At 39.2% G+C, this 25133-nt stretch carries 22 protein-coding genes; 19 read left to right on the forward strand and 3 right to left on the reverse strand.

Going from position 1 to position 25133, the window contains the following annotated elements:
• Positions 1-146: 146 nt before the first annotated feature.
• The 4 genes from MTCD1_RS09890 to hflX all read left to right on the forward strand — a co-directional run bounded on the left by MTCD1_RS09890 (position 147) and on the right by hflX (position 4530).
• Positions 147-1310, forward strand: a complete 1164-nt coding sequence (locus tag MTCD1_RS09890) for an NAD/NADP-dependent octopine/nopaline dehydrogenase family protein (RefSeq protein WP_057181040.1) — start codon at positions 147-149, stop codon at positions 1308-1310.
• Positions 1311-1597: 287 nt separating this feature from the next.
• Positions 1598-1987: a hypothetical protein gene (locus tag MTCD1_RS09895; protein ID WP_057181039.1), complete on the forward strand. Its 390-nt coding sequence runs from the start codon at positions 1598-1600 to the stop codon at positions 1985-1987.
• 633 nt (positions 1988-2620) lie between these two features.
• On the forward strand, positions 2621-2911 hold the full coding sequence (locus MTCD1_RS09900) for a hypothetical protein (protein ID WP_057181038.1): 291 nt from the start codon (positions 2621-2623) through the stop codon (positions 2909-2911).
• A gap of 263 nt (positions 2912-3174) precedes the next feature.
• Complete coding sequence (gene hflX / locus MTCD1_RS09905) at positions 3175-4530, forward strand: GTPase HflX (protein WP_057181037.1); 1356 nt, start codon at positions 3175-3177, stop codon at positions 4528-4530.
• Between the two features lie 156 nt (positions 4531-4686).
• On the opposite strand, the gene MTCD1_RS09910 is transcribed toward hflX, so the two are convergent.
• Positions 4687-4935 (reverse strand): DUF3297 family protein, encoded by a 249-nt coding sequence (locus MTCD1_RS09910; RefSeq protein WP_057181036.1) that lies wholly within the window; start codon positions 4933-4935, stop codon positions 4687-4689.
• 314 nt (positions 4936-5249) lie between these two features.
• Here MTCD1_RS09910 and MTCD1_RS09915 point away from each other — a divergent pair, with 314 nt between their 5' ends.
• A complete protein-coding gene (locus MTCD1_RS09915; protein WP_057181035.1) occupies positions 5250-6083 on the forward strand; it encodes an AAA family ATPase in 834 nt (277 codons plus the stop codon).
• A 6-nt stretch (positions 6084-6089) separates the two neighbouring features.
• Positions 6090-7262, forward strand: coding sequence for a vWA domain-containing protein (locus MTCD1_RS09920; RefSeq protein ID WP_057181034.1), 1173 nt, complete (start codon positions 6090-6092; stop codon positions 7260-7262).
• A gap of 125 nt (positions 7263-7387) precedes the next feature.
• Here MTCD1_RS09920 and MTCD1_RS09925 read toward each other — a convergent pair whose 3' ends face one another.
• Both MTCD1_RS09925 and MTCD1_RS20695 read right to left on the reverse strand, forming a co-directional pair.
• Positions 7388-9529, reverse strand: coding sequence for a S9 family peptidase (locus MTCD1_RS09925; RefSeq protein ID WP_057181033.1), 2142 nt, complete (start codon positions 9527-9529; stop codon positions 7388-7390).
• 201 nt (positions 9530-9730) lie between these two features.
• A complete protein-coding gene (locus MTCD1_RS20695; RefSeq protein WP_143760105.1) occupies positions 9731-9952 on the reverse strand; it encodes a hypothetical protein in 222 nt (73 codons plus the stop codon).
• A gap of 186 nt (positions 9953-10138) precedes the next feature.
• On the opposite strand from MTCD1_RS20695, the gene MTCD1_RS09930 reads away from it, so the two are divergent.
• From MTCD1_RS09930 to MTCD1_RS09985, 13 genes are all read left to right on the forward strand, one after another.
• On the forward strand, positions 10139-10453 hold the full coding sequence (locus MTCD1_RS09930) for a hypothetical protein (RefSeq protein WP_057181032.1): 315 nt from the start codon (positions 10139-10141) through the stop codon (positions 10451-10453).
• Between the two features lie 87 nt (positions 10454-10540).
• Positions 10541-11950, forward strand: a complete 1410-nt coding sequence (locus MTCD1_RS09935; protein WP_057181031.1) for a M20/M25/M40 family metallo-hydrolase — start codon at positions 10541-10543, stop codon at positions 11948-11950.
• A 323-nt stretch (positions 11951-12273) separates the two neighbouring features.
• Positions 12274-12546, forward strand: a complete 273-nt coding sequence (locus MTCD1_RS09940; RefSeq protein ID WP_057181030.1) for a hypothetical protein — start codon at positions 12274-12276, stop codon at positions 12544-12546.
• A gap of 28 nt (positions 12547-12574) precedes the next feature.
• Entirely contained in the window at positions 12575-12733 is a 159-nt protein-coding gene (locus tag MTCD1_RS21205) for a P-loop NTPase family protein (protein WP_157447804.1), read from the forward strand.
• A gap of 167 nt (positions 12734-12900) precedes the next feature.
• Positions 12901-13410, forward strand: a complete 510-nt coding sequence (locus MTCD1_RS09945; protein ID WP_082606497.1) for a TlpA family protein disulfide reductase — start codon at positions 12901-12903, stop codon at positions 13408-13410.
• 128 nt (positions 13411-13538) lie between these two features.
• Entirely contained in the window at positions 13539-14687 is a 1149-nt protein-coding gene (locus tag MTCD1_RS09950) for a M14 family metallopeptidase (protein ID WP_057181029.1), read from the forward strand.
• A 186-nt stretch (positions 14688-14873) separates the two neighbouring features.
• The gene (locus MTCD1_RS09955; RefSeq protein WP_057181028.1) at positions 14874-16433 is read left to right on the forward strand and encodes an alanine/glycine:cation symporter family protein; all 1560 of its coding nucleotides are present in this window, start codon (positions 14874-14876) and stop codon (positions 16431-16433) included.
• Positions 16434-16876: 443 nt separating this feature from the next.
• Positions 16877-17206: a hypothetical protein gene (locus MTCD1_RS09960; RefSeq protein WP_057181027.1), complete on the forward strand. Its 330-nt coding sequence runs from the start codon at positions 16877-16879 to the stop codon at positions 17204-17206.
• A gap of 90 nt (positions 17207-17296) precedes the next feature.
• Positions 17297-17620, forward strand: a complete 324-nt coding sequence (locus MTCD1_RS09965) for a YeaC family protein (protein ID WP_057181026.1) — start codon at positions 17297-17299, stop codon at positions 17618-17620.
• 53 nt (positions 17621-17673) lie between these two features.
• A complete protein-coding gene (locus tag MTCD1_RS09970) occupies positions 17674-20568 on the forward strand; it encodes a HEAT repeat domain-containing protein (protein ID WP_082606496.1) in 2895 nt (964 codons plus the stop codon).
• Positions 20569-20954: 386 nt separating this feature from the next.
• On the forward strand, positions 20955-21137 hold the full coding sequence (locus MTCD1_RS09975; protein WP_057181025.1) for a hypothetical protein: 183 nt from the start codon (positions 20955-20957) through the stop codon (positions 21135-21137).
• Positions 21138-21193: 56 nt separating this feature from the next.
• Entirely contained in the window at positions 21194-21682 is a 489-nt protein-coding gene (locus MTCD1_RS09980; RefSeq protein ID WP_057181024.1) for an arsinothricin resistance N-acetyltransferase ArsN1 family B, read from the forward strand.
• A 91-nt stretch (positions 21683-21773) separates the two neighbouring features.
• On the forward strand, positions 21774-25061 hold the full coding sequence (locus MTCD1_RS09985) for an amidohydrolase family protein (RefSeq protein ID WP_057181048.1): 3288 nt from the start codon (positions 21774-21776) through the stop codon (positions 25059-25061).
• The last annotated feature ends 72 nt before the right edge of the window (positions 25062-25133 follow it).

Here is a 25133-nt window from a genome sequence, read left to right on the forward strand (position 1 = left end):
AATGATGGTTTGCCATTGTTCTTGGCTACGCGAAATTCTCATGCTTATCTCCTAAGTTAAGTGAGGAGATAATGTATATGAGATCAAGTGCTAGAGGCAGGTGTCGTTAACTATACGCTTACGATCAATCATTAAAAGGAAGAATAATGAAAATCACCATAATTGGAGCTGGTAACGCAGGTTCTGCTTGTGCGTTTATGGCTGCCGAGGCTGGACATAAAGTAAGACTATTGAAGACATCAAATCGTATTACACATGATGAGCACTTTGAAGCAATGGTCAGCAATAAAGGAATATATTGCGTCAATAACACCAACAATGGCCATTTTACCGACAGTGCCGTTGATGCCGAAAAAACTTTCCAACCATTGGAAATGATCACGCGAGATCCCAAAGAAGCGATTGAGGGAGCAGATGTTGTGATGATTTTCATTCAAACTACATACCATCAAGCTTTAGCTGAACGGATTGCAAAGTATTTTCAGGATGATCAATTGGTCATGTTAGTCCCAGGATACGCAGGAAGTTTGTTTTATCATCAATTTTGCGATAATAATCCAATCTTTGCTGAGGGTGAATCAACCCCTAATGATGCAAGAATAGTCTCACCTGGTACAGTAAAAGTCTTATTCAAAAATGTCAGAAACTCTCTATCATTTTTTCCAGCTTCAAGAACTACTGAAGGCATGGCCATTGCCTCCCGTTTATTTCCTGCCTATAACATTGAAATGAACAACGTTCGAAAACATATATTCGAATCAGCACTACATAATCCCAATATCATTGTTCACACAGTGGGCATGTATGTTATGTACCCGATGCTTGAGTATTGTGCAAAACACCATCCTGATGAAGTTCCATATATGTACAGAGACGCACTTTCGACAGACATGGCATGGCTGATGATAGAGAAATTGGACGCGGAAAAAATGGCGGTATTAAATGCACTAGGATGTGAAGAAATTCCTTATCTAGATGCTTGTTTATTTAGAAACGAGGAAGATCTCACGCAAAACCCAAGAGATGTATTTGAAAGTTATAAATTATCATCACCACCAGGTCCCTATAGTTTTGATAATCGTTACATTACAGAAGATGTTCCTATGGGATTGGTTTTATTAGCATCATTAGGTGATAAATTGAATATTGCTATGCCTGAGTGTCATCGCTTAATAGAGATGTGTGGTGGCATTTTAAAAAGAGATTTTTATAAGGAAGGAAGAACCTTAACTTCATTAGGTTTAGGTGCGTTATCAACAGAGGACCTATTATCTTTTGTCAATGACGGTATAGTACCAATCAAAAACTGATTGCATAATGAAGGAGGAGGTAAGTATAAATTTTATACTTACCTCTTCACTACACAAACCAATTTATTTTGAAAAAATATTCTAAGGTCAGCTATCCCTAAGATAGTGATCATAAAAGTGAAGTCTTTTTTACAATTAATTAGCACCACTTTGTGCCTTGAGTTCAACCGATGCAGCACGATCCTAAAATCAGTATTAAAGAATTTACAGAATGTTAAGGTGGGTTGAACGTAAAGATAATATGTAAAACATGGTCTAATATGTATATAATTTCACCGGAGAAACTTATGAATTTGTACGAAAATAGATCAGTGTCTAGCTTGTTTCCACTCGTCATTATGTTCTGTCTTATCAGTACATCTCTTTTGGCAGCTCAAATTTCGGATCCGGATGCATCCCAAAAAGCCTCAATAGATAAAATGCATCACAAACTGCATATTGATCAGGCTCCCTTTAAACTACAAGAAGTGCAGGCACTCAAAGAACTTAATGAAATGACCATTCTTGATGATGTTAAACTTGAAAATATCGATGTCAAGATTGATGAACTTATGGCGGCAAAAACACAGATTATGCGCCTAAGATATGAACACCTTATCGAAATGCGTGCAATTCTTTCCGAGGCACAAAAAGTACCATACGACAAAAACGTATTAAAGCGATCGCTTGTTAAGTAATAAATAATTCCCCTTGGAGTAAAAATCATCAGTGAGAACAGAATTTTCTAGTTTTTATTGAAAATAATTTTACTGGTACAATTGCTAATGTTGCCTTTGTGGCAGAAGAACCGTTTCTCATTATTTCTGACACCTCAACATATTAGGTAAGGATACTGATATATCCTTACCTGTAGATTTTATTTTAATAACGTTATTTTTCTAATATATTACTTTAATGGCAATTTTATTGAATAAAACCAGTGCCTATTCTCGTCCCATTCCTCCCGCCACATTTTAATAAACCGCAACTTAACCCGTTGCGGTTTTTTCGTTTTGCATTAAGTAACATGCCTATGCACTTGGTCAGGATCGTCATCCCCGTGGTGTTTTAATCGAGGACCCAGTGTATAAAGAGCAATGGATCTTCGATCAGAGACTTCGAAGATGACGTTTACAAAGAGTTCCTGAGTAAACTACATAGGCATGTTAAGTAATGGTAAACTAAAGGGTCTGTAGCATGAAATCGGCACAAAAAATCAAGTGGCTAATTCCTCCATCAGATAAGGTTATATCAATATAGTTAATCTCTTATAGACAAAGTGTTTTATTGATGTAATCTAAAATTACTATTCAATTTAATAAGAATAAATAATGCAAAGATTAAGAGAATCTCAACAGGCGTTAACTCTTATTTATAACGCTTATAATGACGCAGCAACTAAGTCACTAGCACCCTTAGACATTGATGATGCAGAAGTATTGAAAAAATTACTTGATACTGTGATGAATCGAGAATCTGTATCACATATGCAAAATAAAAAAACACTTAAAGAAAGTACTGCACTTCGAAGCGCTATAGCCGATGTACTATTGTTACTTGATCATTGTGATATTAAAGAAATTAAAGCAAATATGAAAAAAGCCACCTCTACAGCGGTATAAGTAGCAGACTACGTTATTGTTAAGGCTTGTTGTACAAAACTAGCCGATTGCTATATTAAGAAAGCCCATTACCTAAGTAATGGGCTTTTTTATTTTTGGGCAGCAACTAAAATAAAATCTGCATTAGTCTGCTATTGCTCTATAAAGCTAGGCTATAACAGCGTAGGATCATATTACGTTCGATAAAAATTAGGTTTGCACTTATACCAATTGGCTAATAGGTGCACTAATACCAACTTAATCAAAATGGTATACATAAAAATATGCAACTAACAGCAAAAGCATCACGTACTAACGCTTTACTTATTTCAATTTGCACACCGGATTTTAAAGGTGATGAGGCAACTGAATCACTGGCAGAGCTGGCGCGTTTAGTGACGACGTTAGGCTTTAAAGTGGTTGGTAGTCAGTCGCAAAAGCAGAGTTCGACTAAAAAAATTAATGTATTGGGTTTAGGGAAACTGGCTGAAATAGCGCACCTCACTGGTAACAAAGGTGAAGTTAACACCGAAGTAGAAGCGGGCGAGGTTTTACCGGAAGAAGAAGTTGATGAAACGCCATTTAGTGATATTCCCTCGGACAACCTGCCGTTTGCTTGTGCGGATGTAGTCGTATTTGATTGTGATTTAAGCCCATCGCAGTTGCGTAATGTCGAGAATCAATTAGGCGTAGAGGTGTTTGACCGTACCGGCATTATTATTGAAATATTTAGTCGCCATGCCCGTACCAAAACAGCAAAATTACAAGTTGAAATTGCTCGCCTTAATTATGTCGCGCCACGGCTTCGTGAGACATCATGTGGTGATAAAGAACGTCAAATGGGTAAAGGCGCTGGCGAAACTACGCTAGAGCTAAACCGCCGGAAAGTTCGTGACCAATTAGCAGACCTTAAGCGTGAGTTGGTGAGTGTGCAAGATGAAATGAAGGGCAGGCGTAGCCAACGTGCGGAGCTTTTTTGTGTGGCTTTGGTTGGTTATACCAATGCCGGTAAGTCATCATTGATGCGAGCGATTACCGGTAGTGATGTCGAAGGTGAAAACAAACTTTTTGCTACCCTTGATACTACGGTACGGGCCTTATTTCCAATCACTCAACCTCGTATTTTAGTATCAGATACGGTTGGTTTTATTAAAAAATTACCGCACGATTTAGTTGCCTCATTCCATTCAACCTTAGCAGAAGCACATGATGCTTCATTATTGTTATATGTAGTAGATGCTTCAGATCCTTCTTTTCGTGCGCAACTCGATGTGGTGCACGGCGTATTAGAAGAGGTCGGTGTTGAGGACAGTAAAAAATTACTGATACTAAACAAATCAGATCAACTTAGCAGTGAGCAACAACAAGCATTGATGGATGAGTTTCCTGAAGCCATGATGACATCGGCTCGTGATCCGGCTGATATCAGTAAATTGCATAAATATATCGTTGCAATTGCCCAGGATGAGATGATTGAAGAAGAGATTATTGTCCCTTACACTGCTAACGGTATCATAGGTGAAATTCGCTCAAAAATGAGTGTCACCAAGGAAGAGTATGAAAGTGATCATATCAAGATTACGGTTAGGTCAAATGCCATTGATTTAGCACGATTGAAAAAGCGGATGCAGAGCTTATAAAGCTAAGCGCAAGCAATAGCTAATTTAACAGGGTCAGCATGCCGGTAAATAAAGCTCATCTGACCCTGACTAATACCAAGGAATGACCGATTAAACTGTTTTAGAAAAGTTTAATCGGTTTTCATTGCTAATCTTTAGGTTATTCTTAGATAGTTTTTAACGATAAAACGCTTCAACAGTGCCTTTTATTGTCATCATAAGCGGTTGTCCACGACGGTCTAACGCTTTTTTAGACGGCACTTTTACCCAACCTTCACTGATGCAATATTCCTCAACATCGAAACGTTCTTTGCCATTAAGCGTAATACCAATTTCGTGCTCGAAAACTTGCTCATCATGGTGAGGGCTACGGGGATTACCAGAAAGGTGATCCGGTAAAGCTGGTTTCGATGTAGTGTCGTTCATGTTCGTGACCTGTGATAAATAAATAGTGCGCTATTGTAGGCAATATAGGCTTACCGCTCAAGTGTTGCCGTAATAAATGTTAGCCAGGGGTACCGTTGTCACCCTTAATTTTCTCCAGTGACTAAAATAAAAACAGCTAATTAAAACGATTGTTTTATTTTGCTATTTTTACGGGTATTTATGGTGTTATCATTTCGCCCAGAAATGTCCTGAAAATAAAGACTGGTCACAAACGACGCTGGTCTTATTTTCTAAGGCAAAATAAATTGTCAGCTAAATAGGCTCTTAATAGATTATTAATAGGTAATCACACCATGTTTAACAGTACCGAAAATTACATTGCATCAGACGATCTTCGCTTAGCCGTGAATGCCGCTATCACCCTAGAAAAACCTTTATTAATTAAAGGGGAGCCCGGCACAGGTAAAACACAATTAGCGGAAGAATTGGCTAAGTCACTCAATTGTAAGTTGTACCAATGGCACATCAAATCAACGACAAAAGCGCAACAAGGTTTATACGAATATGACGCGGTATCGCGCTTGCGTGACAGTCAACTTGGCGATGAACGGGTAAATGATATCGGTAACTATATTATTAAAGGCAAGTTATGGCAGGCGTTCGAAGAAGACGAACGTTGTATATTGCTCATTGATGAAATAGATAAAGCTGACATTGAATTTCCTAACGATTTATTACAAGAGCTTGATAAAATGGAGTTTTTTGTTTATGAAACTCAACAGGTTATCAAAGCGAAACAACGTCCTATTATCATTATCACTTCAAATAATGAAAAAGAATTACCTGATGCCTTTTTAAGACGCTGCTTTTTTCACTACATTAAGTTTCCAACAAAAACTGAAATGCAGCAAATTATCGACGTTCACCATCCTCATGTTAAACAAGACTTATTAAAGCAAACATTAGACGTATTTTTTGACTTAAGAGAATTAAAGGGCATGAAGAAAAAACCGTCAACGTCCGAATTAATTGATTGGTTAAAATTGCTGATGGCTGATGATATTGCCCAAGAGGTTTTAATGGATAAAAAATCTGACATTATTCCTTTATTTGGCGCCTTATTAAAAAATGAGCAAGACGTTTCTTTAATGGAAAGACTTGCCTTTATGACCCGTAGAAACAGGTAACTAGCCGTGTTTATTGATTTTTTCCTCGCCTTAAAAAAGCACAAAGTACCCTGTAGTTTGCGTGAACTGTTAGATTTAATCGCGGTATTAAAAAAAGGTGTGATTTTTGCTAATGTCGATGATTTTTATAACCTTGCCAAAATAGTCATGGTTAAAGATGAAATTCACTACGATAAGTATGATCGTGCTTTTGCTGAATATTTCCAAGGTATTGAACAAATTGATATCTTTGACAAGCTATTACCGGAAGATTGGTTAAGAAAAGAGTTTGAAAAACACTTAAGTGATGAAGAAAAAGAAAAGCTCAAGTCGTTAGGTGGCCTTGACCAATTAATGAAGGCGTTAAAAGAGCGACTTGAAGAGCAGAAAAAACGTCATGCTGGCGGCAGTAAATGGGTTGGTACCGGTGGCACATCGCCCTTTGGTGCTTATGGTTATAACCCCGAAGGTATTAGGGTAGGGCAGGATAAAAACCGTAATAACAGTGCGGTAAAAGTGTGGGACAAACGTGAGTTTAAAAACTTCGACCAAGACCGTGAATTGGGCTCTAGAAATATCAAACTAGCGCTGAAAAAGTTAAGGAAATTTGCCCGTACTGGCGCCAGTGAAAAGCTGGATATTAATACCACCATACACGCCACGGCAAAAAATGGCGGTATGCTTGACGTACACATGGAGCCGATACGTCATAACGCGGTAAAAGTATTGATGTTCTTTGATATTGGCGGCTCTATGGATGAATACATTAAGACTTGCGAAGAGTTATTTTCAGCGGCGCACAGCGAATTTAAACATTTAGAATTCTTTTATTTTCATAACTGCGTTTACGAAAAAGTGTGGCGAGATAACCAAAGACGTCGCAGCGAAACTGTCGATATTGAAGAAATCATCAGAACCTTTGGCTCAGATTATAAAGTGATTTTTGTCGGTGATGCCACTATGGGGCCATACGAAATCACCTACCCAGGCGGCAGTGTTGAACACTGGAATGAAAAACCTGGCGCTGACCATATGAATAGACTTACCAGTCATTTTAGTAAAATTGCCTGGTTAAATCCGCAACCTGAAGCGCAATGGTCCTATTATCACTCAATAGGGCTGATCAATGAGTTGATTGACAACAAAATGTTTCCGTTAACCGTTGATGGCATCGGGCGGGCAATAAAAGCAATAAGTTAACTTTTGAGGGTAAAATAGTTTTTGAGCCTAAAGGGAAAACTATGAAGTTTTTATAAATGGCTGAGCAAGCTTGCGAATAACAAAGTTAGCAGATTACTCCGCTAACTTTACTCCGCTAATTTTATTTAGCTAGCTTTACCGGGTAATAATGAGATGAAAAAGCTCATTTCCAAGGCTTTTTCTCTTAAACTTTTAAAACGTCCTGATGCGCCGCCATGGCCCGCTTCCATATCAGTTTTAAATAACAATAAGTTATCATCGGTTTTCAGCTCTCGCATTTTTGCTACCCACTTCATCGGTTCAAAGTACTGCACTTGTGAGTCGTGCAGTCCGGTAGTAACCAGTATATTGGGGTAGTGTTGCGCACTGATATTATCAATGGGCGAATACGCTAAAATACTATGGTAAGCCTCTGCTTCATTCGGGTTGCCCCATTCGTCATATTCATTGGTGGTTAGCGGTATGGTTTCATCGAGCATAGTGGTTAACACATCTAAAAAGGGTACATGTGCACCAATGCCTAGATACAGCTCAGGTGCTTGGTTTACCACAGCGCCCATTAATAAACCGCCGGCGCTACCACCCGAGGCGAATATTTTATCTTTTGCGCCATAACCTTGGGCAACCAAGGCCTTAGTGACATCAATAAAGTCATTAAAGGTATTTTGTTTAAACTCTTTTTTTCCGGTTTCATACCATTCTCTACCTAACATTTCTGAGCCCCGAATATGGGCGATAACGTAAACAAAACCTCGGTCGAGCAGACTTAATGTTTGACTGGAAAAGTCAGGGTCGATGGTAATGCCATACGCACCATAACCGTACTGTAAAAGCGGGTTAGTGCCATCCTTTTTAAACATATCGCTACGATAAACAAGGGATACCGGTACTTCAACACCATCACGGGCAGTAATAAATAACCGCTCTGATTGATAATCTTCTTTGTTAAATTCACCTAATACTTTTTGCTGTTTGAGCAGCGTGCGCTCACCCGTAGCTAAGTCAAATTCAAATAAAGAGCCGGGTGTGGTTAAGCTTGAATAATATAATCTTGCCGTAGTACTATTTGGCTCTGGGTTATCGCCAAGGCAAGCAAAATAACAGGGGTCGTCAAATGATAATGGATACTGATGGCCAGAATTTTTACCTCTTGTGGTGTGCACAATAAAACGAATTTGGCCATTTTCACGTTCGGTCACCACAATGAAGTTATGAAATAATTCAATGCCCTCAAGTAGCACCTCTTTTCTGTGTGGGATCACTTCTTGCCAGTTACTTATGTCATCAACTTTATCAACAGCGACTTTCATTAAGCGAAAGTTTTTAGCTTGATAGTTGCTGACAATATAAAAGTGTTCGCCCATTTTATCAGCGTGATATTCGTGTTGTTCTTGATAAGGCAGTAGCTCAATAAACTCGCCCTCAGGCTCATCGGCACTAAGCGTTAAAGTATGCGTTGATTCAGTGGCATGTAAGCAAATATAAATTTGTGACTCATCTCTGCTTTTATCTAAACTCATATAAAAGCTGTGATCGTCTTCTTCATACACCAAAACATCATCAGCTTGTGGCGTACCCAGTTTATGGCGATAAACTTGTGTACCTAACAAGGTTTCTAGGTCTTTTTTTACATAAAATACCGTTTGATTGTCATTAGCCCAAACAATCTGTCCTTCCGTTGCAAGTAAAATATCGGTTAAATAAGCGTCTTGTGCGTCAGTTTCGTTGCTTAACTTGTTTAAGTCTTTAAAATTAATGGTGTAAATACGGCGGCTGTCAGTGTCTTCAGCTATTGTCATTATTTGATCATTAGGACTTATTGATATATCACCTAAGTCATAAAACTCATGGTCTTTGGCTCGCGCATTAACATCTAACAACAGAGTTTTTTTGTCACCAGCAAAGCTGGTTGTGCGGAAATAATTTGAATACTCTTGTTCGCCATTAATTTCACTGTGATACCAATACTTACCATCTTTTGCCGGCACGGTATTATCGTCTTTTACGATACGTGCTTTAAGCTCTTCAAAAAGCTGTTCTTGTAACGGTTTTTGTTCAGCCAACATAGCATCAGCATAACTATTTTCATCCTTAAGGTGTGCCAATATCACTTCATCACTACGCTGGTCATCACGCATCCAATAATAATTATCCACCCGCTGATGATCATGTATTGCCATTGTATGGGGGATTTTTTTAGCAAGTGGTGCGGTAATGTTTTGCTTTGGTTTTGGCTCTGATGAAGGTGAAAGTAAAGATGTTGGCACTAAGTGCTCCTAGGTAAATGAGGTGATATTTTATTAAAGCTATAACGGGATAAAAATCCCTATGATCAAGTTTATCGATATTTTATCAATTAAGTTAGTTAATTATTTAAAAATTAAGCATCAAGGTTGAACAAGGCTTGTTGTCACTTGACTACGTTCAGCTGACAACCTGTTATTGACCTGCACAATTGCAGGTTCTGCTTAGTACATCTGCCATTGAAAAGTTAAGATATAGTCGGCAATAGGGCTAGCGACAGCGAGTAAATAAAATACCACCGGGTCGTTAATAACGTACGGGTAGCTGTTAGCTTGGCTCCATGCCACTATATATTTTAGCCCACAACTACTTAATCCGTGCACGTGGCAATGGCGTTCAATCGAAGACCAGTAGATCAAACAGGAGAAACCCCCTTGTCTGTTCACATTCCTTTCCTTTATCATCGATTTTAGTCATTAATAAAACACATCTTGCCGGAATCTCGCTATTTACTGGCTTTTATTCCCTGTACAATGAGCTTTTAAGCATTCTGGTTAATACTAATTTACTTCCAGGTAAACTAGATGCCTTTTTGCATTGTCAGCTACCCCCTATAAGAGCTAAATAATTTAATGATACCTTATACCGATACCGCCGAATTAATTGTAACCTTAGAGTCAGAAATAAAAGCACTTAGCAATACCATTGCCACCTTAAAGCAAGAGCCGAAAAGCTTTAATGAACAAGTTATCTTTAAGTATATTGATACCGCTAGTACAGGTAAAACTAAAGATTTTGTTAGATCATTAGGGGTGAAATCTGAGCGTGGTTCGCTATTTTCCTCGGGTGATGTCAGCAAGCTAATTAAAAGTGGTGCTGACGATATTTCACCAGAGTTACTGGTTATAGCGCGTGATGTCATGTATATGAAAAAGAAAAAACGCTAAGCGGAGTTGCTCAACAACCGATTCAGCAATAAAATTAACAATCAAATTTTGATGAACATTTACTCACCTACCGGTAGGCTTTACTCTATGAATAATCGTTTTATCTCTGTGTTATCAGGGCTCTTTTTTGCTGCATTAAGCTTTAATATTAGCCAAGCTCATGCGCAATCAGATAACTTTTCTGTGCAACAATTAGCACAAGTTGAACAGATAAAGTTGCAGGCTTTAGAAAGTGACCTTGCTTGGCGTTTAGTTGAGTCGTTAACCACCGAAGTAGGCCCGAGAATGCCAGGTACCCCAGGAGATAAAGCTGCAGTTGCTTGGGCAGTAGCCAAGTTTAAAGCCATGGGTTTTGACAAAGTATGGACAGAGCCGGCTACTTTTCCTAAATGGCTTCGCTACTCAGAGTCAGCCGCTATTGTTAGCCCAGCACCGCAAGCACTTCATATAACAGCGCTAGGTAATAGTATAAGTACACCTAAAGCCGGTATTCAAGCACAAGTCATTGAATTTCAATCCTTAGCCGAATTAGAAAATGCGCCGGACAATGCGGCAAAAGGTAAAATTGTTTTTATAAATTATCGCATGAACCGTAATCGCGATGGCAATGGTTACGGCCCAGCGGTACAGGCACGTAGAGATGGCGCTGTTGTCGCAGCACAAAAAGGTGCTGTCGGTTATGTCATGCGCTCAGTAAGCACGGCTAATCACCGCTTTGCTCATACGGGTGGCAGTCATTATAAAGCAGGCGTTACCAAAATTGTTACTACTGCCATTTCAAATGCCGATGCTGATCAATTACATCGTTTAATTGCTTTAGATAAACCTGTTATTATCAATATTAAGGTACAAGCAAAATCGATGGGTGAGGGCACATCTTATAATGTTATTGCTGAATTTACTGGCAGTGAATACCCTGAACAGCATGTACTTATTGGTGGTCACTTAGACTCTTGGGATCTCGGCACAGGCGCATTAGATGATGGCGCCGGTGTTGCTATAACGATGGCTGCGGCAAAACTAGCCGTATCAAAAGGTAAACCTAAACGCAGTATTCGTGTGGTATTGTTTGCCGCAGAAGAATTTGGCTTATGGGGCGCGAAAGCTTATGTTAAAGCGAATAAAGCAAGCCTAGCCAATATAGTTGCGGCAGCAGAGTCAGACTTTGGTGCCGGTAAAATATGGGCATTTGATGCCAATGTTCACGACAGTGTCTTGCCCTTGGTTAGTGATATTGCCGCTATGATGAAATCTCTTGATGTTGAGTACCTCGCTAAAAACTCAGCACGTGGCGGTCCAGATTTAATCCCATTTCGCCCTTTTAACATTCCAGTCTTTCGTTTATCGCAAGACGGTAGCGACTACTTTGATTACCATCACACCGCTGATGATACGCTGGATAAAATAGATCCGGAAAAGTTACGTCAAAACGTGGCAGTTTATGCGGTATTTGCCTATATGGCAGCTAATGCTAAAACTCGCCTGATTGGTAAGTAGCTAGGCTCAATATAAAAAGTATGCCACCAAGGTTACTTAGATTATTGAAAAGCACAGGGTAATTATTCTGTGCTTTTTTGTTTCTGTTTATTACTAGCTTGATTGTCAGTGACGGGCATAATTAAAAAACACGGTGCTCAATTATAAGAATCATCGTTATGTCGGCTGTTTGGCGATAAATAACTAGTTTGTGTAAGCCTAATCGCAACAGGAAATAACCAGTAACTTGGCAAGCGAGTTCGGTTCCGCTCGGTTTTATCTGTTATTCTATGCCCAGTTCATCTTTATTGTCTTTTAATCCCAGTTAAGGTCCTTATATCTATATGAATCAAAATGTTATGCCGACATTTGTCGGTGTTTTTACCAGTTTATTTGCCATTTGGGCGTTACATACTTTTTTAATCGTTGATGATTGTTTAGATAATGGCGGCTCGTTTGATTACGCTACCGCTAAATGCTTACTTGAAAATGGTCAAACATATGAGTCAACTCTCGCAACTATAGCCGTTGTACTTTATTTTGTTGTTGGCTTTGTCGTGTCATTCTTAGTTTCAAACTTGATAAGAAAGGTTTTTAAAATCAAAGCTAAATCATAGTGAAATGGAATATTATTAAGGCAACTAGATGCAACGTATCGTCGTTATTGGTGCTAGTTGTAGTGGTAAGTCGACTTTTTCACAGCAGTTAGCGAGTACAATTGATCTTGAATACATCGAGTTAGAGCAATTACATTGCTTACCCAATTGGCAAGAGCGAGCTGACGAATATTTAAATAAGATATAGATATAGATAAAACGTAGCTTATGACAATGAATGAACGCTAGCGATAGAAAGAGACCCTAGTACATAACTAGACACTTGCTTACCAAGTCAGCCAACTTTTACAAAAGAAAATGAATGTTTGTCGGGTCTATTAAGCTATAGCCTTTTATTTAGTTCAGGAATGCCCCTTGCTACGCAGTTTTGCTATTCAAGCCATTATTTTTTTAGTGGCCTTTCAACTCATTTCTTTTTTACGAGAAACCAGTATGTTGGCGACAGATACGCCGCTAAGCGAAGTGGTCAGCTCTAATCAAAGTATCAATATTGATAAGGTACCGACTTTGATGGGCGAGACAGTGTCATTAAATGCTCAAGGCAAGACCACCATTTTGTATTTCTTTGCGCCTTGGTGTCAGGTCTGCCATGCCAGCATAGGTAATTTGCAAGCCTTGTATGAAAAGAATGAGCAGCTTGATGTTATCGCTATTGCCATGGACTTTACCAGTCATAAAGAAGTCATGGCATTTACTAGCAAACATCACTTAACTTTCCCTATTGCTTTAGGTAATGAAGCGATAAAACAAACTTTTGAAATCAGCGGATATCCCAGTTATTACGTTTTAAGTGAAGAAAATGTGATTATTGCTAAATCTATGGGATATTCTTCAGAGTTAGGGCTTTATTTACGTTCATTGTAAAATATTTTAGCGGAATCTATATAGTGATCTGCTAGCCGTTTGTGTACACTGTGTAACTCAATTATTCATTGGCGCTATACCGTGTAAATGCCGTATAAATAAGCCAAGCAAATTAAGAAATAATTATTATGCAAATTACTGACAATTTCGACAGCGGTAACATCCGCGTTATTGATGCATCTGATGCCAGCAATATTCAACTAGAAATAAAAAAAGACAACCAATCTGATTTTTACCAATGGTTCCACTTTAAACTGCAAACTGACTTAAATGCTAATGGCGAACGTCAAGAGCATGTCATGCATTTAAACAATGCTGGTAAATCTGCTTATACAGAAGGCTGGGAAGATTATCAAGCGGTTGCCTCTTATGACCGTGAACATTGGTTTCGTGTACCAACGCAATATGATGGTGAAAAACTTACTATCACTTTAACGCCTGAATATGACTCAGTATATTTCGCTTATTTTGCACCCTATAGTTATGAACGCCACCAAGACTTGGTTCATAACGCGCAAATGCACCTTGATTGTCAGTTACAAGTGCTCGGACAAACCCTTGATGGTCGTGACATGACCTTATTAAAAATCGGTGAAGAGGGTGAGGGCAAACGTAAGATTTGGATCACTGCTCGTCAACATCCTGGTGAAACCATGGCTGAATGGTTTGTCGAAGGCATGTTAGAGCGTTTACTTGATGAAGATGACGGTGTTGGTCGTGCTTTATTAAACAAAACCGTATTCTATATTGTGCCTAATATGAATCCAGATGGCAGTGTCCGTGGTAATTTACGAACCAATGCTTGTGGCGCCAATCTTAACCGTGAATGGTTAGAGCCAACCATGGAACGCAGCCCAGAAGTTTTCCTCGTTCGTAAAAAGATGCTTGAAGTCGGTGTTGATATGTTCTTAGACGTTCATGGTGATGAAGCCCTACCAGTAAACTTTGTTGCTGGCTGTGAAGGTGTTGTTAATTACGATGCCCGCCATAAAGCACTTGAAGATAAATTTAAAAAATTCATGGTAGCTCTCACGCCAGAGTTCCAAGATGAGCGCGGTTATGATAAAGATGAACCAGGTAAAGCATTACCAACGGTAGGCACTAACTGGGTTGGTAATCAATTTAAGTGTTTAGCTTATACCATTGAAATGCCATTTAAAGATAATGACCTGTTACCTGATTACAGCGTCGGTTGGTCTGATGAACGCAGTAGTTTGTTAGGACGAGACTTCTTAACAGGCGTGTACCACATGGTAGACGATTTACGCGAGTCATAGACAGTTATCTTATTGCTGTATAGCCCAATTAATGCGTTAAATGTACTCATTGACATGCGTCAACTCCGTGCATTTTCCTGCTAATGGAACTTTACAGCTTTAAGCTAAACGCTATTTAAAAGTTTACTATAAAAACAAAAACAAAAACAAAAACGATAACAAAAATAAAAACAGTAGGAGTTAACTGTGCAAGATCTTGTCAATAGTATCAATGCCATCATTTGGAGCCCAGCGCTTATATACTTGTGTTTAGGTACAGGTTTATTTTTCTCAATAATCACCCGTTTTGTCCAAGTACGTCAATTTAAAGAAATGATTCGCTTATTGCTTTCGGGTAAAAGCTCAGAGAAGGGCATTTCATCATTTCAAGCGCTATCCGTGTCGTTATCGGGTCGTGTTGGTACCGGTAATATTGCCGGTGTTGCCGCTGCCATTGGTTTTGGTGGTCCGGGTGCTGTTTTTTGGATGTGGGTAGTCGCCTTTTTTGGCGCCGCCACCGCTTACATTGAATCAACCAACGCACAAATTTATAAAGAAGAAGAAGACGGGGTCTACCGTGGTGGTCCGGCCTATTATATTGAAAAAGCCATGGGACAAAAATGGTATGCGTGGATATTTGCTATTTCAACTATCGTCGCCTGTGGGGTGTTATTACCCGTAGTTCAATCTAATGGTATTGGTGATGCCTTGGTTAATGTCTTTGGTACCGGCGGTACCGTACCTTCATTTTTAGGTGATATTGCCTTAACTAAAGTTTATGCCGCGACCTTTATTGTGTTAATCCTAGGTTTTATCATTTTTGGTGGTGTAAAACGCATCGCCAACTTTACTCAAATTGTTGTGCCATTTATGGCGTTAGCTTATATCATTATTGCTTGTGTTGTTATTGGTATGCACATTGATATTTTACCGAGTATTTTTATGTCAATCATCACGGATGCTTTCACACCTATGGCGGGTTTTGGTGCTGCAATTGGTTGGGGCGTTAAACGTGGTGTTTATTCCAATGAAGCAGGTCAGGGCACAGGTCCACATGCTGCGGCGGCGGCCGAGGTTGAACATCCGGCACAACAAGGTTTAGTACAAGCATTTTCGGTTTATATTGACACCTTATTTGTTTGTTCGGCAACCGCTTTTATGATTTTAATTACTCAGTCTTATAATGTAATGACCCCTGCAGAAATATATAATCTGATGCCTGAAGGTAGTAGTCCTTTTATCGTGCAACATCTTGCCGCCGATATAGTGATTAGCGGCCCAGCATTTACTCAGATTGCAGTGGATAGTGTGTTAACCGGCTTCGGCAAACCTTTTATTGCCATTGCGTTATTTTTCTTTGCTTTTACCACCATATTGGCTTATTACTTTATTGCCGAAAACAATGTTTCTTACATCAACAGAACCATTAAAATACCGGCCTTACGGTTTGTATTAAAAATTATTCTTATGTCAGCCGTTTTTTACGGCACAGTAGCTCAGCCAAGTGCGGCTTGGGGCATGGGTGATATTGGTGTTGGTTTGATGGCTTGGCTTAATATTATTGGTATTCTTATTATCTTCTTTATGGCAAAACCGGCGATAAAGGCGTTAAAGGATTACGAAGCACAACAAAAAGCCGGTGTTAAAAACTATACTTTTGATCCAAAAAAGTTAGGTATTACTAATGCTACTTTTTGGGAAGAGCGTATTGCTAAAGCGCAAAGTGAAAGCAAGTCGCAAGTCTCAAACAAAGACAGTGAAAGTTAACCGGGCTGAATTGAGCTGAGTAAGCTCCATTGGTTCTAAAGAAAAAGCCGCTCATCGTTGAGCGGCTTTTTTATTGTTTTCGACTGTATTGACTTTAGGCGTTATTCCCGTGGTTTATGCGGTATTGTTTGCTATCAAAATGCCAATAGCAACTACGACGAGTTAACACTGTGCTATTCGAGGTATTAGTCGAACAGCCCTGCGCTAAAATAGGGATTATTGTTCAGACACTTGCATAATCCCTAGCTAATTTACTCTGCTAGTAAACGCTCAAATTTTAATTAATAATACTCTGACTCAGAACTCAAGGCTTTTGTGTATCTGCCTAGTGAAATAGCACAACAGGTCAGGTATACTAAGCAAAATCCAAGCGAATTTCTGGTAAAGGTCTTTTCACAAGGCACTCGCTGGTTATCATTTTTATATATTGCATGAGTAGTTAAATGGCCGTTATTAATTGTCCGGGTTGTTCGAAAAAAATATCTGATAAAGCAAAAGCCTGTAATCACTGTAACCTTGATTTATCAGGCCTTGATGCCGGTAAAATTGCCAACCTGAATCGAGTTGATCTGATTAATAAAACCCAAAATTTGATGAATTACTCATTTATCGCCATGCTGTTATTTTGTGGTGGCTTCTTATTTATGTTTTGGGAAGGTGTTGAATTAGGTAGCTGGCAACATGACTTAGCCATTGCCAGTACCATGCTCGGTTTTGTTCTGTACATAATCATCCGCTGTATGTTGCTCTTCACCAAGCATAAAGCGAGCTAGGCTGTGCTAAGACAGCACGAATAAAACACGATAAATAACTAATATAACTAAATAATCATCTATTAATACTACTTAGATCTCGGAATTCTGATGGACTTACTTAACACCATAGACGCTATGTCAAATGACATGTACTTACGCTTAAAATGTGCTGCGGAAACTGGCAAGTGGCCTGAGGGCACTGTGGTTGATAAAGCCCAGCGCGCTACGGCTTTACAATTAAGTATGGCATATCAATCTAGGCACCTAGAAAGTGACCAAATGCTTACCATAGGCCCTGATGGTCATATAGTTGAAAAAAACAAACGCCAGTTAAAAGCCGAATTTTCTGGTGATAAGCCGGAAGAAAAAGTTAAAAAACGTAGTAAACCAACACAAGCGGATATCGCTTATTTCAGTAACCATGAGCTTTAACTATGAACTTAAATTTCATGGTTATTTTCCAACGGAATGAAACCAAATAAACTATGATTTTCTCCTCCTTTTTTAAAACAAAAGCCAATTGGCAACATAAAGACACCACGGTACGAATCACGGCCATTAATAGTGAGTTATCCGTGGATAACAGCGAACAACTGGCTATTTTAACCGATCTTATTCAACAAGATAGCAGTGATTTAGTGCGCCGTGCCGCATTGATTAAGGTGGCCTCTTTTGACTGTTACCTTGACGCTAGCCATAATAACTCTCAAGCGAAGGTAAAACAATTTGCCGGTAAACAAGTTCATGATATTTTAGCGACCGATCACAAAATTGTGCTTTGCGCTGAGAAGAAACAGAATATATTAGCTAAACAAGCGCAAAACCCGATACTTGGCACCGTTCTATTAGAAGCATGGCTAGCCCATGAACAAGACAGTGCAATTATGATTGCGCTTTATCAACAAATTAGTGCCCGTAAAACATCTACACATTTATTAAGTCATAGCTTTAGTCAAAAACAAAACCCTGAGTTTCAAACTTACTTACTTAGCCAAGTTGATGACAGCAAAGTATTAGAGAAACTGAGTAAAAAAGTTTGTAACGATACTTTAGCTCAACAAGTTAACCATAAACTCGCCGCTATTCAGGCGGCTGTTGAAAAGCCAAAAAAATTAGCCAAAACAATACAACTTGTTTTAGCCAAATTACAAGCGCTAAAAGATGTTGCAGACTATGGTGAATATAAAAAGCGGAAGTCACGGTTAATTGATGAATGGCAAGTGCTGGAGCCTGAACATGAAGTTTTTAGTGCCGAAGAACGCAGCATTTTTAATGATAAGTACCAAGGTATAATAAACCATCTGGAAAAATTGTTTATCGCCAAAGCTGAAAGTTATCAGCAACAAATCATTATCGATAAACTAGCCCATGATAAACAGCGAGACAAAAAAGATTTTACTCAACAGCTTAATCACATTAGCCAAGCGATAACAACGGCGGTATTTTCAAGTGATAATCTGGATGAAGAACAATTTTTAGGCTCGCTCGGTCAGTTAAATACAGCTATTGAAGCCTCGGTTCTGAATAAAGACGAGCAACAAGTCTTTATCTTACAAGTTAAGCAATTAACTAAACGTTTAGGTCAAATACCTGAGATTGCCGAGTCGGTTAGCCAAGCGACGAATTTAATCTCTAAAATATCGCAACTTACTTTGCCGACATCATTGCAAGAGTTAAATACTCGTCAAGAAACCTATCATGACTGGCTAATAACATGGCGTTTAATTGAACAAAAAACGGCGGGCATTTTGCCTGAGTCTATTGTGCAAGCGCAAAAACAAATAGTCAGTACTTGGCAAGGGGGGTTAAAACCCTTACAAAGTCAGCAAAAAGAATTGTTTTTTGTGCATAAGAAAAAACTACAAGATATAAAACGCCTACTTAACAATGGTAAATTTAAGGTTTGCTTTGGTTTATTTAAGGGCGTAAAAGAGAATATTGACCAGTTATCCGCACAGCAAAAGCAACAACTGCAACGTGATTTTGACCAAGTTAGCGAAAAAATGACTGAGCTTAGCGATTGGGAACACTATATCGCTACGCCACGTAAACAAGAATTATTACTAGCAGTGCAAGCACTGGTTGATACGCCGCTTGATAATCCAAATGAACAAGCCGAAAAAGTTAAAGCCTACCGCAGCACATGGAATTCGTTGGGTCATGCCGATGAAGATATTGATAAACAATTGAATGAGCAGTTTAACCAACGTTGTGAACAAGCTTTTGCCCCTTGTCGATTATTCTATGCTGAGCAAGATAAAATACGTCAGCAGCATTTAGAGCAGCGTAACAATATATTAGCGCAAGTGGAGCAACTGGTTACCGAGCTTAATAAGGCAGAAGAGACGCAGAGTGTCGATTTTAAAAAGCTTGATGGCAAACTTAATACTATACAACAGCACTGGAAAAATGCCGGCGAAGTAGATCGTAACCAGTACAAAAAATTACAACAGCAATTCAAAAATACTATTGCGCCGGTAAAAAGTGCCATTGGTGCCTTTCATTTAACTAATAGCAAAGAGAAACAAGCACTAATAGTTAAAGCGCAGCAGTTAATTGCCAGTGATGATATTTTTGCTGCTATTGACTCAGCCAAACAATTACAGCAATCATGGCGTGAAGTCGGCTTTGCCGGCAATCATCAAGAGAGTCAGTTATGGCAGAAGTTTCGTCAGGTGAACGATGAATTATTTGCCAAAAGACAAGTGTTAAAGTCAGAGCAACAAGCGGCCTTATCTAATCAACAGCAAGCATATGATGAAAAAGTGTCAACAATAGCAGAGTCACTTATTTCATTCACTAATCAAGCAGCTAATAAAGAAGTAGAGCCAGAAAATAAGCAAACCCTACAAGACATTGAGCAACAGGCCGAAGCGCTACTTACCGAAGTTATTGCTAATAAACCCGTTATTAAAGTTGCGGTGGCTCGTCTTGAAAAAATCATCAAACAAGTTGAGCAATTAATTAAAAGTAATAGACAAGTTAAGGAACAACAACGTTGGTTAAACTTGTTTGAGTTAATGTCTTTACAGGCTCAAAGCAATCAAGATGTTGAGGCTTTAACTGCGTCGGCTATGGTTAATAAACTAAGTAGCTTTTGGCAAAAACGTTGGCAAGAGCATGTTAAGTTATCAGAGCAAGTTCAAGGTGGTCATCGTCTCGATAAGACCTTAGAAATTGAAATACTTGGCAAAAGTGAATCGCCAGCAGAGTTAGCTGACCAGCGTATGAAAGTTCAAGTACAATTAATGCAAGAGCAAATGCTTTCTGGTATCGATATTGACCTCAGTAAATTACTGGTCGATTGGTTGATGTTGGGTACCCTTACTGAAGGTGATTTACCGTTAATTAGACGATTAAAAGCCATTTATTGCCAATAGGGATAATTGGCAATAAACTCAGAAAGTTGCTGAACTAAGAAGAAGGCCAAAGCATAAAATTAGAAATCAGTTTACCTCATTAATGAGGTAAACTGATTTGTTTACCAGTCAATTTATATCCCGATAGGATATAGCAGTAGCATCACTTGTTATAATCCCCAGTAAAATCATTGTTATTCATTTCCGTCTTTGTGACTAACACCTAGGCTAGCTATTTATTGACTTTAACCATAATAGTAGGAGAAACAGCTAGGTACCCCAATATAAAGTTGTTTTCGAGCTTCTTAAAAGCTAAATACCGTGCTAAATTAAATTTGTTTATAAAGCCAGATCCTTGTCCGCACTAATTTAATCGACTTGGCATAACTACTGTTTAAGGACGTTTTATGAAAATAATTTATCCATTACTTTGCCTGTTTTTACTATCGTCCTGTGTTTATTATGGCGTGCAGCGAGACTTTGGTGGCGACCCATCGGCACCATGTACTAATGGTTCAAGTAAACAAAATGCACAATGTAAGGCAGAATTAAAAGCGGTTAATAGTGAAATAGCTAAGACAGTTAAGTAGTCGTTAATAAAATAATCACAAACCATCTTGTTTTACAATATTTACCAGGGGTTTATATGATAAGGGCAGTACAAGAGCAAGATGCTCAAGTCATTAGCGATATTTACAATCATTATATTACCAATACTGTGATCACCTTTGAAGAAGAGCCGCTTAGCTCACAAGATATCAGTAACCGTATGAGGACAATTGAGTCCGCTGATTTACCTTGGCTTGTTAGCCTAGATAAATCAGGGCAAGTCTTGGGTTATGCTTATGCCAGTAAATGGCGGGATCGTTACTCCTATCGATTTTCAGTTGAAGTCACTGTCTATTTATCGCCAGAGCATGCGGGCAAAGGCTTGGGTAGCCAGTTGTATCAAGCCTTATTTAATGAGCTAAAAGACAAAAACATCCACAGTGTTATCGGGGGGATCACTTTACCCAATGCGGTTAGTGTTGCTGTGCATGAAAAGTTTGCCATGAAAAAAGTTGCTCACTTTAAAGAGGTGGGTTTTAAATTCAATCAGTGGTTAGATGTTGGTTATTGGCAGGGCACACTCTAGTCTTCACTTTTAGTGATCTGTAAGTAAGTACAGGTAATTAATCGATAATTCAGCTAATCAAGCAATAAAAATGTATAAGGTACTTCTCATGATGTTGAAAACCATACCGTCAAAAAAACTACTGCTCTCAGGCGTCGCTCTGAGTGTATTATTAGCACTGCCAACTGTCTTTGCTCAAGCAGAGGTTAAAATTAACGACCAGAGCACTACCGACGTTAGCGCAAAAGAAGCGCCAGAAAAATGGTCTGTTAATGAGCCACAAGGTGAGTTTACCACCGCCAAAATCGACGTTCGCTCAGGTACTTGGATGAATGTTGATTTAAGCCCTGATGGTAAAACCATTGTTTTTGATTTATTGGGTGATATTTATACTATGCCTGCTTCAGGTGGCGAAGCGAAAGCATTAATGACTGATATTGCTTGGCAAATGCAACCACGCTTTAGCCCAGATGGTAAATATATAGCCTTTACTTCTGATGAAGATGGTGGCGATAATTTATGGATAATGCAAGCTGATGGCAGTAATGCTAAAGCGGTAAGCACAGAAAAATTCCGTTTATTAAACAGTCCAGCATGGTCACCCGATGGTAATTACCTGGTTGGCCGTAAACATTATACCGGTACTCGTTCTTTGGGCGCGGGTGAAGTGTGGATGTACCATAAGTCGGGTGGTAATGGCGTTATGTTAACCAAACGTCCCAATGAGCAAAAAGATTTAGGTGAACCGGCCTTCTCACCTGATGGCAAATATGTCTATTTCTCCCAAGATGCTACCCCGGGTAAAACCTTCCATTATTCGAAAGACTCGGAAAAGGGCATTTATAAAATTAAACGTCTAGAGCTTGAAACCGGTGAAATAAAAGTCATCGTTTCAGGTAAAGGTGGTGCGATCAGACCAACACTTTCACCGGATGGTAAGTACCTAGCCTTTATTAGTCGTGATGATTTTCAATCAAATTTATACCTATATGATCTTAAAAGTGGCGCTCACACTAAAATTTATGACGGTTTAGACCGTGATATGCAAGAAACATGGGCTATTCATGGTGTTTACCCAACGATGGCTTGGACGCCAGAAAGTGATGCCTTAATTTTCTGGGCAGGTGGAAAAATCAATAAAGTATCGCTTGCAACCAAAAAAGCTACAGTAATTGAATTTCATGTAAAAACAGAAAAGAAAATTCAACTAGCGCTACGTTTTCCTCAAGACTTAGACCAAAAGGTCTTTGATACCAAAATGTTACGTGATGTTAAAATATCACCGAATGGTAAAAAAGTGGTCTTTGAATCCATGGGTCATATTTTTATAAAAACCCTACCAAACGGTAAAGCTAAGCGTTTAACTAAACAAAAAAGTCAGTTTGAATTAAATCCAAGTTTTTCACGTGACGGCAAAAAAATTGTTTATGTCAGTTGGGATGATAAAAAACTTGGCCAAGTACGAGTGGTCTCTAGTCGAGGTGGTAAAGGTAAAGTCATTACTCGTGAGCCAGGAAAATACGTTGAGCCAAGCTTTTCACCAGACGGTAAAACCATTGTTTATCGTAAAGTGCGTGGTGGCAATATTATCGATCCTACTTGGGGCTTAAACCCTGGTATATATGCGGTATCAGCCAAGGGTGGTAAGGCTAAACTTGTCACCGAAAGTGGTTTACAACCACATTTTGGCGCACGAAATGATCGTATCTATGTAACGCGTAACGGAGAAAAACCCCATATTGCTCGTATTGATTTAGATGGTCAGCATGATACCAAGTTATATCAAGGTGAGTTTTCTTCAGAATACCGGGTCTCGCCCGATGGTAAATACCTTGCTTTTGCCGAGCGCTTTAAAGTATTTGTTACCCCCTTGGTAGAGCGTGGTGATGTTATAGATATTGGTCCTAAAGCAAAAAACTTACCGGTAGAGCAGTTATCAATTCGTGCTGGTGAAGGTATTAATTGGAATGGTAAATCTAACCAGATTTATTGGAGTCTAGGTGCTGATTTATACCAAAGCTCAGTGCAAGGTTTATTTGATATCAGTGCTAAAGTTAGTGAGCAAGAAAAAGAGCAACAGGCGGATAAGAGCGCTAGCCAAGTTAAAAACAAAGTTAAAGTTACTAATTTAAGTTATCAGCAAAAAGTAGATATTCCATCGGGTCGAGTTGCCTTTGTTGGCGGTACTGTTATCACTATGGACGGAGAGCAAGTGATTGAAAATGGCGTTGTTCTGGTCGAGGGCAACAAAATTACCGCGGTGGGTACAAAAGCGCACGTTAAGATCCCCAGTGATGCATATGTCATTGATATAACAGGAAAAACAATAATGCCGGGGTTAATCGACGCCCATGCCCATGGCTCACAAGGCAGTAATGAAATTATTCCCCAGCAAAACTGGAAAAACTATGCCGGCTTAGCCTTAGGTGTCACCACCATTCATGATCCTTCAAACGACACCACAGAGTTCTTTGCCGCTAGTGAAATGCAAAAAGCCGGTAAGATAGTCGCCCCACGCTTATTCTCTACCGGTGCTATTTTATATGGCGCCACTATTCCTGGCTATACGTCACATGTGGATAGTCTTGATGATGCTAAATTTCACGTTGAACGGTTAAAAGCGGCCGGGGCTTTTAGTGTCAAAAGTTATAATCAACCACGCCGTGACCAACGCCAACAATTTATTCAAGCCGCGCGTGAATTAGAAATGATGGTTGTGCCAGAAGGTGGCTCATTACTGCAACATAACTTAACCATGGTAGTTGATGGCCATACTACGTTAGAACATTCAATTGCTACGGCTAAAATTTATGATGATATCAAGCAGTTATGGTCACAATCAAACATGGCTTATACACCAACCATGGGGGTTGCTTATGGTGGTATTTCCGGTGAACATTATTGGTACGATACCACCAATGTTTGGCAGCATCCGCGTTTAAGTAAATATGTGCCGAGTGAAGTTTTAGATCCCCGTGCTATGCGTCGACCAAAAGCGCCGCTTCATCATTACAATCATTTCAATGTCGCTAAAGTGGCGAAAGAAATGCAAGACTTAGGCATTGAAGTTAACGCCGGTGGTCACGGCCAACGTGAAGGTTTAGCCATGCACTGGGAAATGTGGATGATGGTACAGGGTGGTATGACACCACTGCAAGCCATTCGTACCGCAACCATTTCACCGGCAAGAACGCTTGGTTTGGATAAAGACTTAGGCTCACTCACCGTGGGTAAACTTGCCGATATGATTGTTATTGATGGCGATGTCAGGAATGACATTCGCTTAAGTGATAAGGTTACCCATACCATGATTAATGGCCGTTTATATAACGCTGAAACCATGAATGAAATAGGTAACTATGATAATAAGCGTGAAAAATTCTATTTTGAAGATAAGTAGTAGCTAGATTATTTGGTAGCAGCTAACACTTAAACCTGCACCTGCAACTAGCTTGGGGATAAAATAATAAAG

The organism is Colwellia marinimaniae (genome assembly GCF_002207865.1).
Lineage (GTDB): Bacteria > Pseudomonadota > Gammaproteobacteria > Enterobacterales > Alteromonadaceae > Colwellia > Colwellia marinimaniae.

What these genes read in the sequence shown, in the direction of transcription:
- MTCD1_RS09895 (WP_057181039.1), top strand. Translation starts at nt 1,598, where the DNA reads ATGAATTTGTACGAAAATAGATCAGTGTCTAGCTTGTTTCCACTCGTC.
- MTCD1_RS09985 (WP_057181048.1), top strand. Translation starts at nt 21,774, where the DNA reads ATGTTGAAAACCATACCGTCAAAAAAACTACTGCTCTCAGGCGTCGCT.
- MTCD1_RS09900 (WP_057181038.1), top strand. Translation starts at nt 2,621, where the DNA reads ATGCAAAGATTAAGAGAATCTCAACAGGCGTTAACTCTTATTTATAAC.
- MTCD1_RS09915 (WP_057181035.1), top strand. Translation starts at nt 5,250, where the DNA reads ATGTTTAACAGTACCGAAAATTACATTGCATCAGACGATCTTCGCTTA.
- MTCD1_RS21205 (WP_157447804.1), top strand. Translation starts at nt 12,575, where the DNA reads ATGCAACGTATCGTCGTTATTGGTGCTAGTTGTAGTGGTAAGTCGACT.
- MTCD1_RS09950 (WP_057181029.1), top strand. Translation starts at nt 13,539, where the DNA reads ATGCAAATTACTGACAATTTCGACAGCGGTAACATCCGCGTTATTGAT.
- MTCD1_RS09935 (WP_057181031.1), top strand. Translation starts at nt 10,541, where the DNA reads ATGAATAATCGTTTTATCTCTGTGTTATCAGGGCTCTTTTTTGCTGCA.
- hflX (WP_057181037.1), top strand. Translation starts at nt 3,175, where the DNA reads ATGCAACTAACAGCAAAAGCATCACGTACTAACGCTTTACTTATTTCA.
- MTCD1_RS09910 (WP_057181036.1), bottom strand. Translation starts at nt 4,935, where the DNA reads ATGAACGACACTACATCGAAACCAGCTTTACCGGATCACCTTTCTGGT.
- MTCD1_RS09970 (WP_082606496.1), top strand. Translation starts at nt 17,674, where the DNA reads ATGATTTTCTCCTCCTTTTTTAAAACAAAAGCCAATTGGCAACATAAA.
- MTCD1_RS09960 (WP_057181027.1), top strand. Translation starts at nt 16,877, where the DNA reads ATGGCCGTTATTAATTGTCCGGGTTGTTCGAAAAAAATATCTGATAAA.
- MTCD1_RS09940 (WP_057181030.1), top strand. Translation starts at nt 12,274, where the DNA reads ATGAATCAAAATGTTATGCCGACATTTGTCGGTGTTTTTACCAGTTTA.
- MTCD1_RS09890 (WP_057181040.1), top strand. Translation starts at nt 147, where the DNA reads ATGAAAATCACCATAATTGGAGCTGGTAACGCAGGTTCTGCTTGTGCG.
- MTCD1_RS09930 (WP_057181032.1), top strand. Translation starts at nt 10,139, where the DNA reads ATGATACCTTATACCGATACCGCCGAATTAATTGTAACCTTAGAGTCA.
- MTCD1_RS09965 (WP_057181026.1), top strand. Translation starts at nt 17,297, where the DNA reads ATGGACTTACTTAACACCATAGACGCTATGTCAAATGACATGTACTTA.
- MTCD1_RS09980 (WP_057181024.1), top strand. Translation starts at nt 21,194, where the DNA reads ATGATAAGGGCAGTACAAGAGCAAGATGCTCAAGTCATTAGCGATATT.
- MTCD1_RS09975 (WP_057181025.1), top strand. Translation starts at nt 20,955, where the DNA reads ATGAAAATAATTTATCCATTACTTTGCCTGTTTTTACTATCGTCCTGT.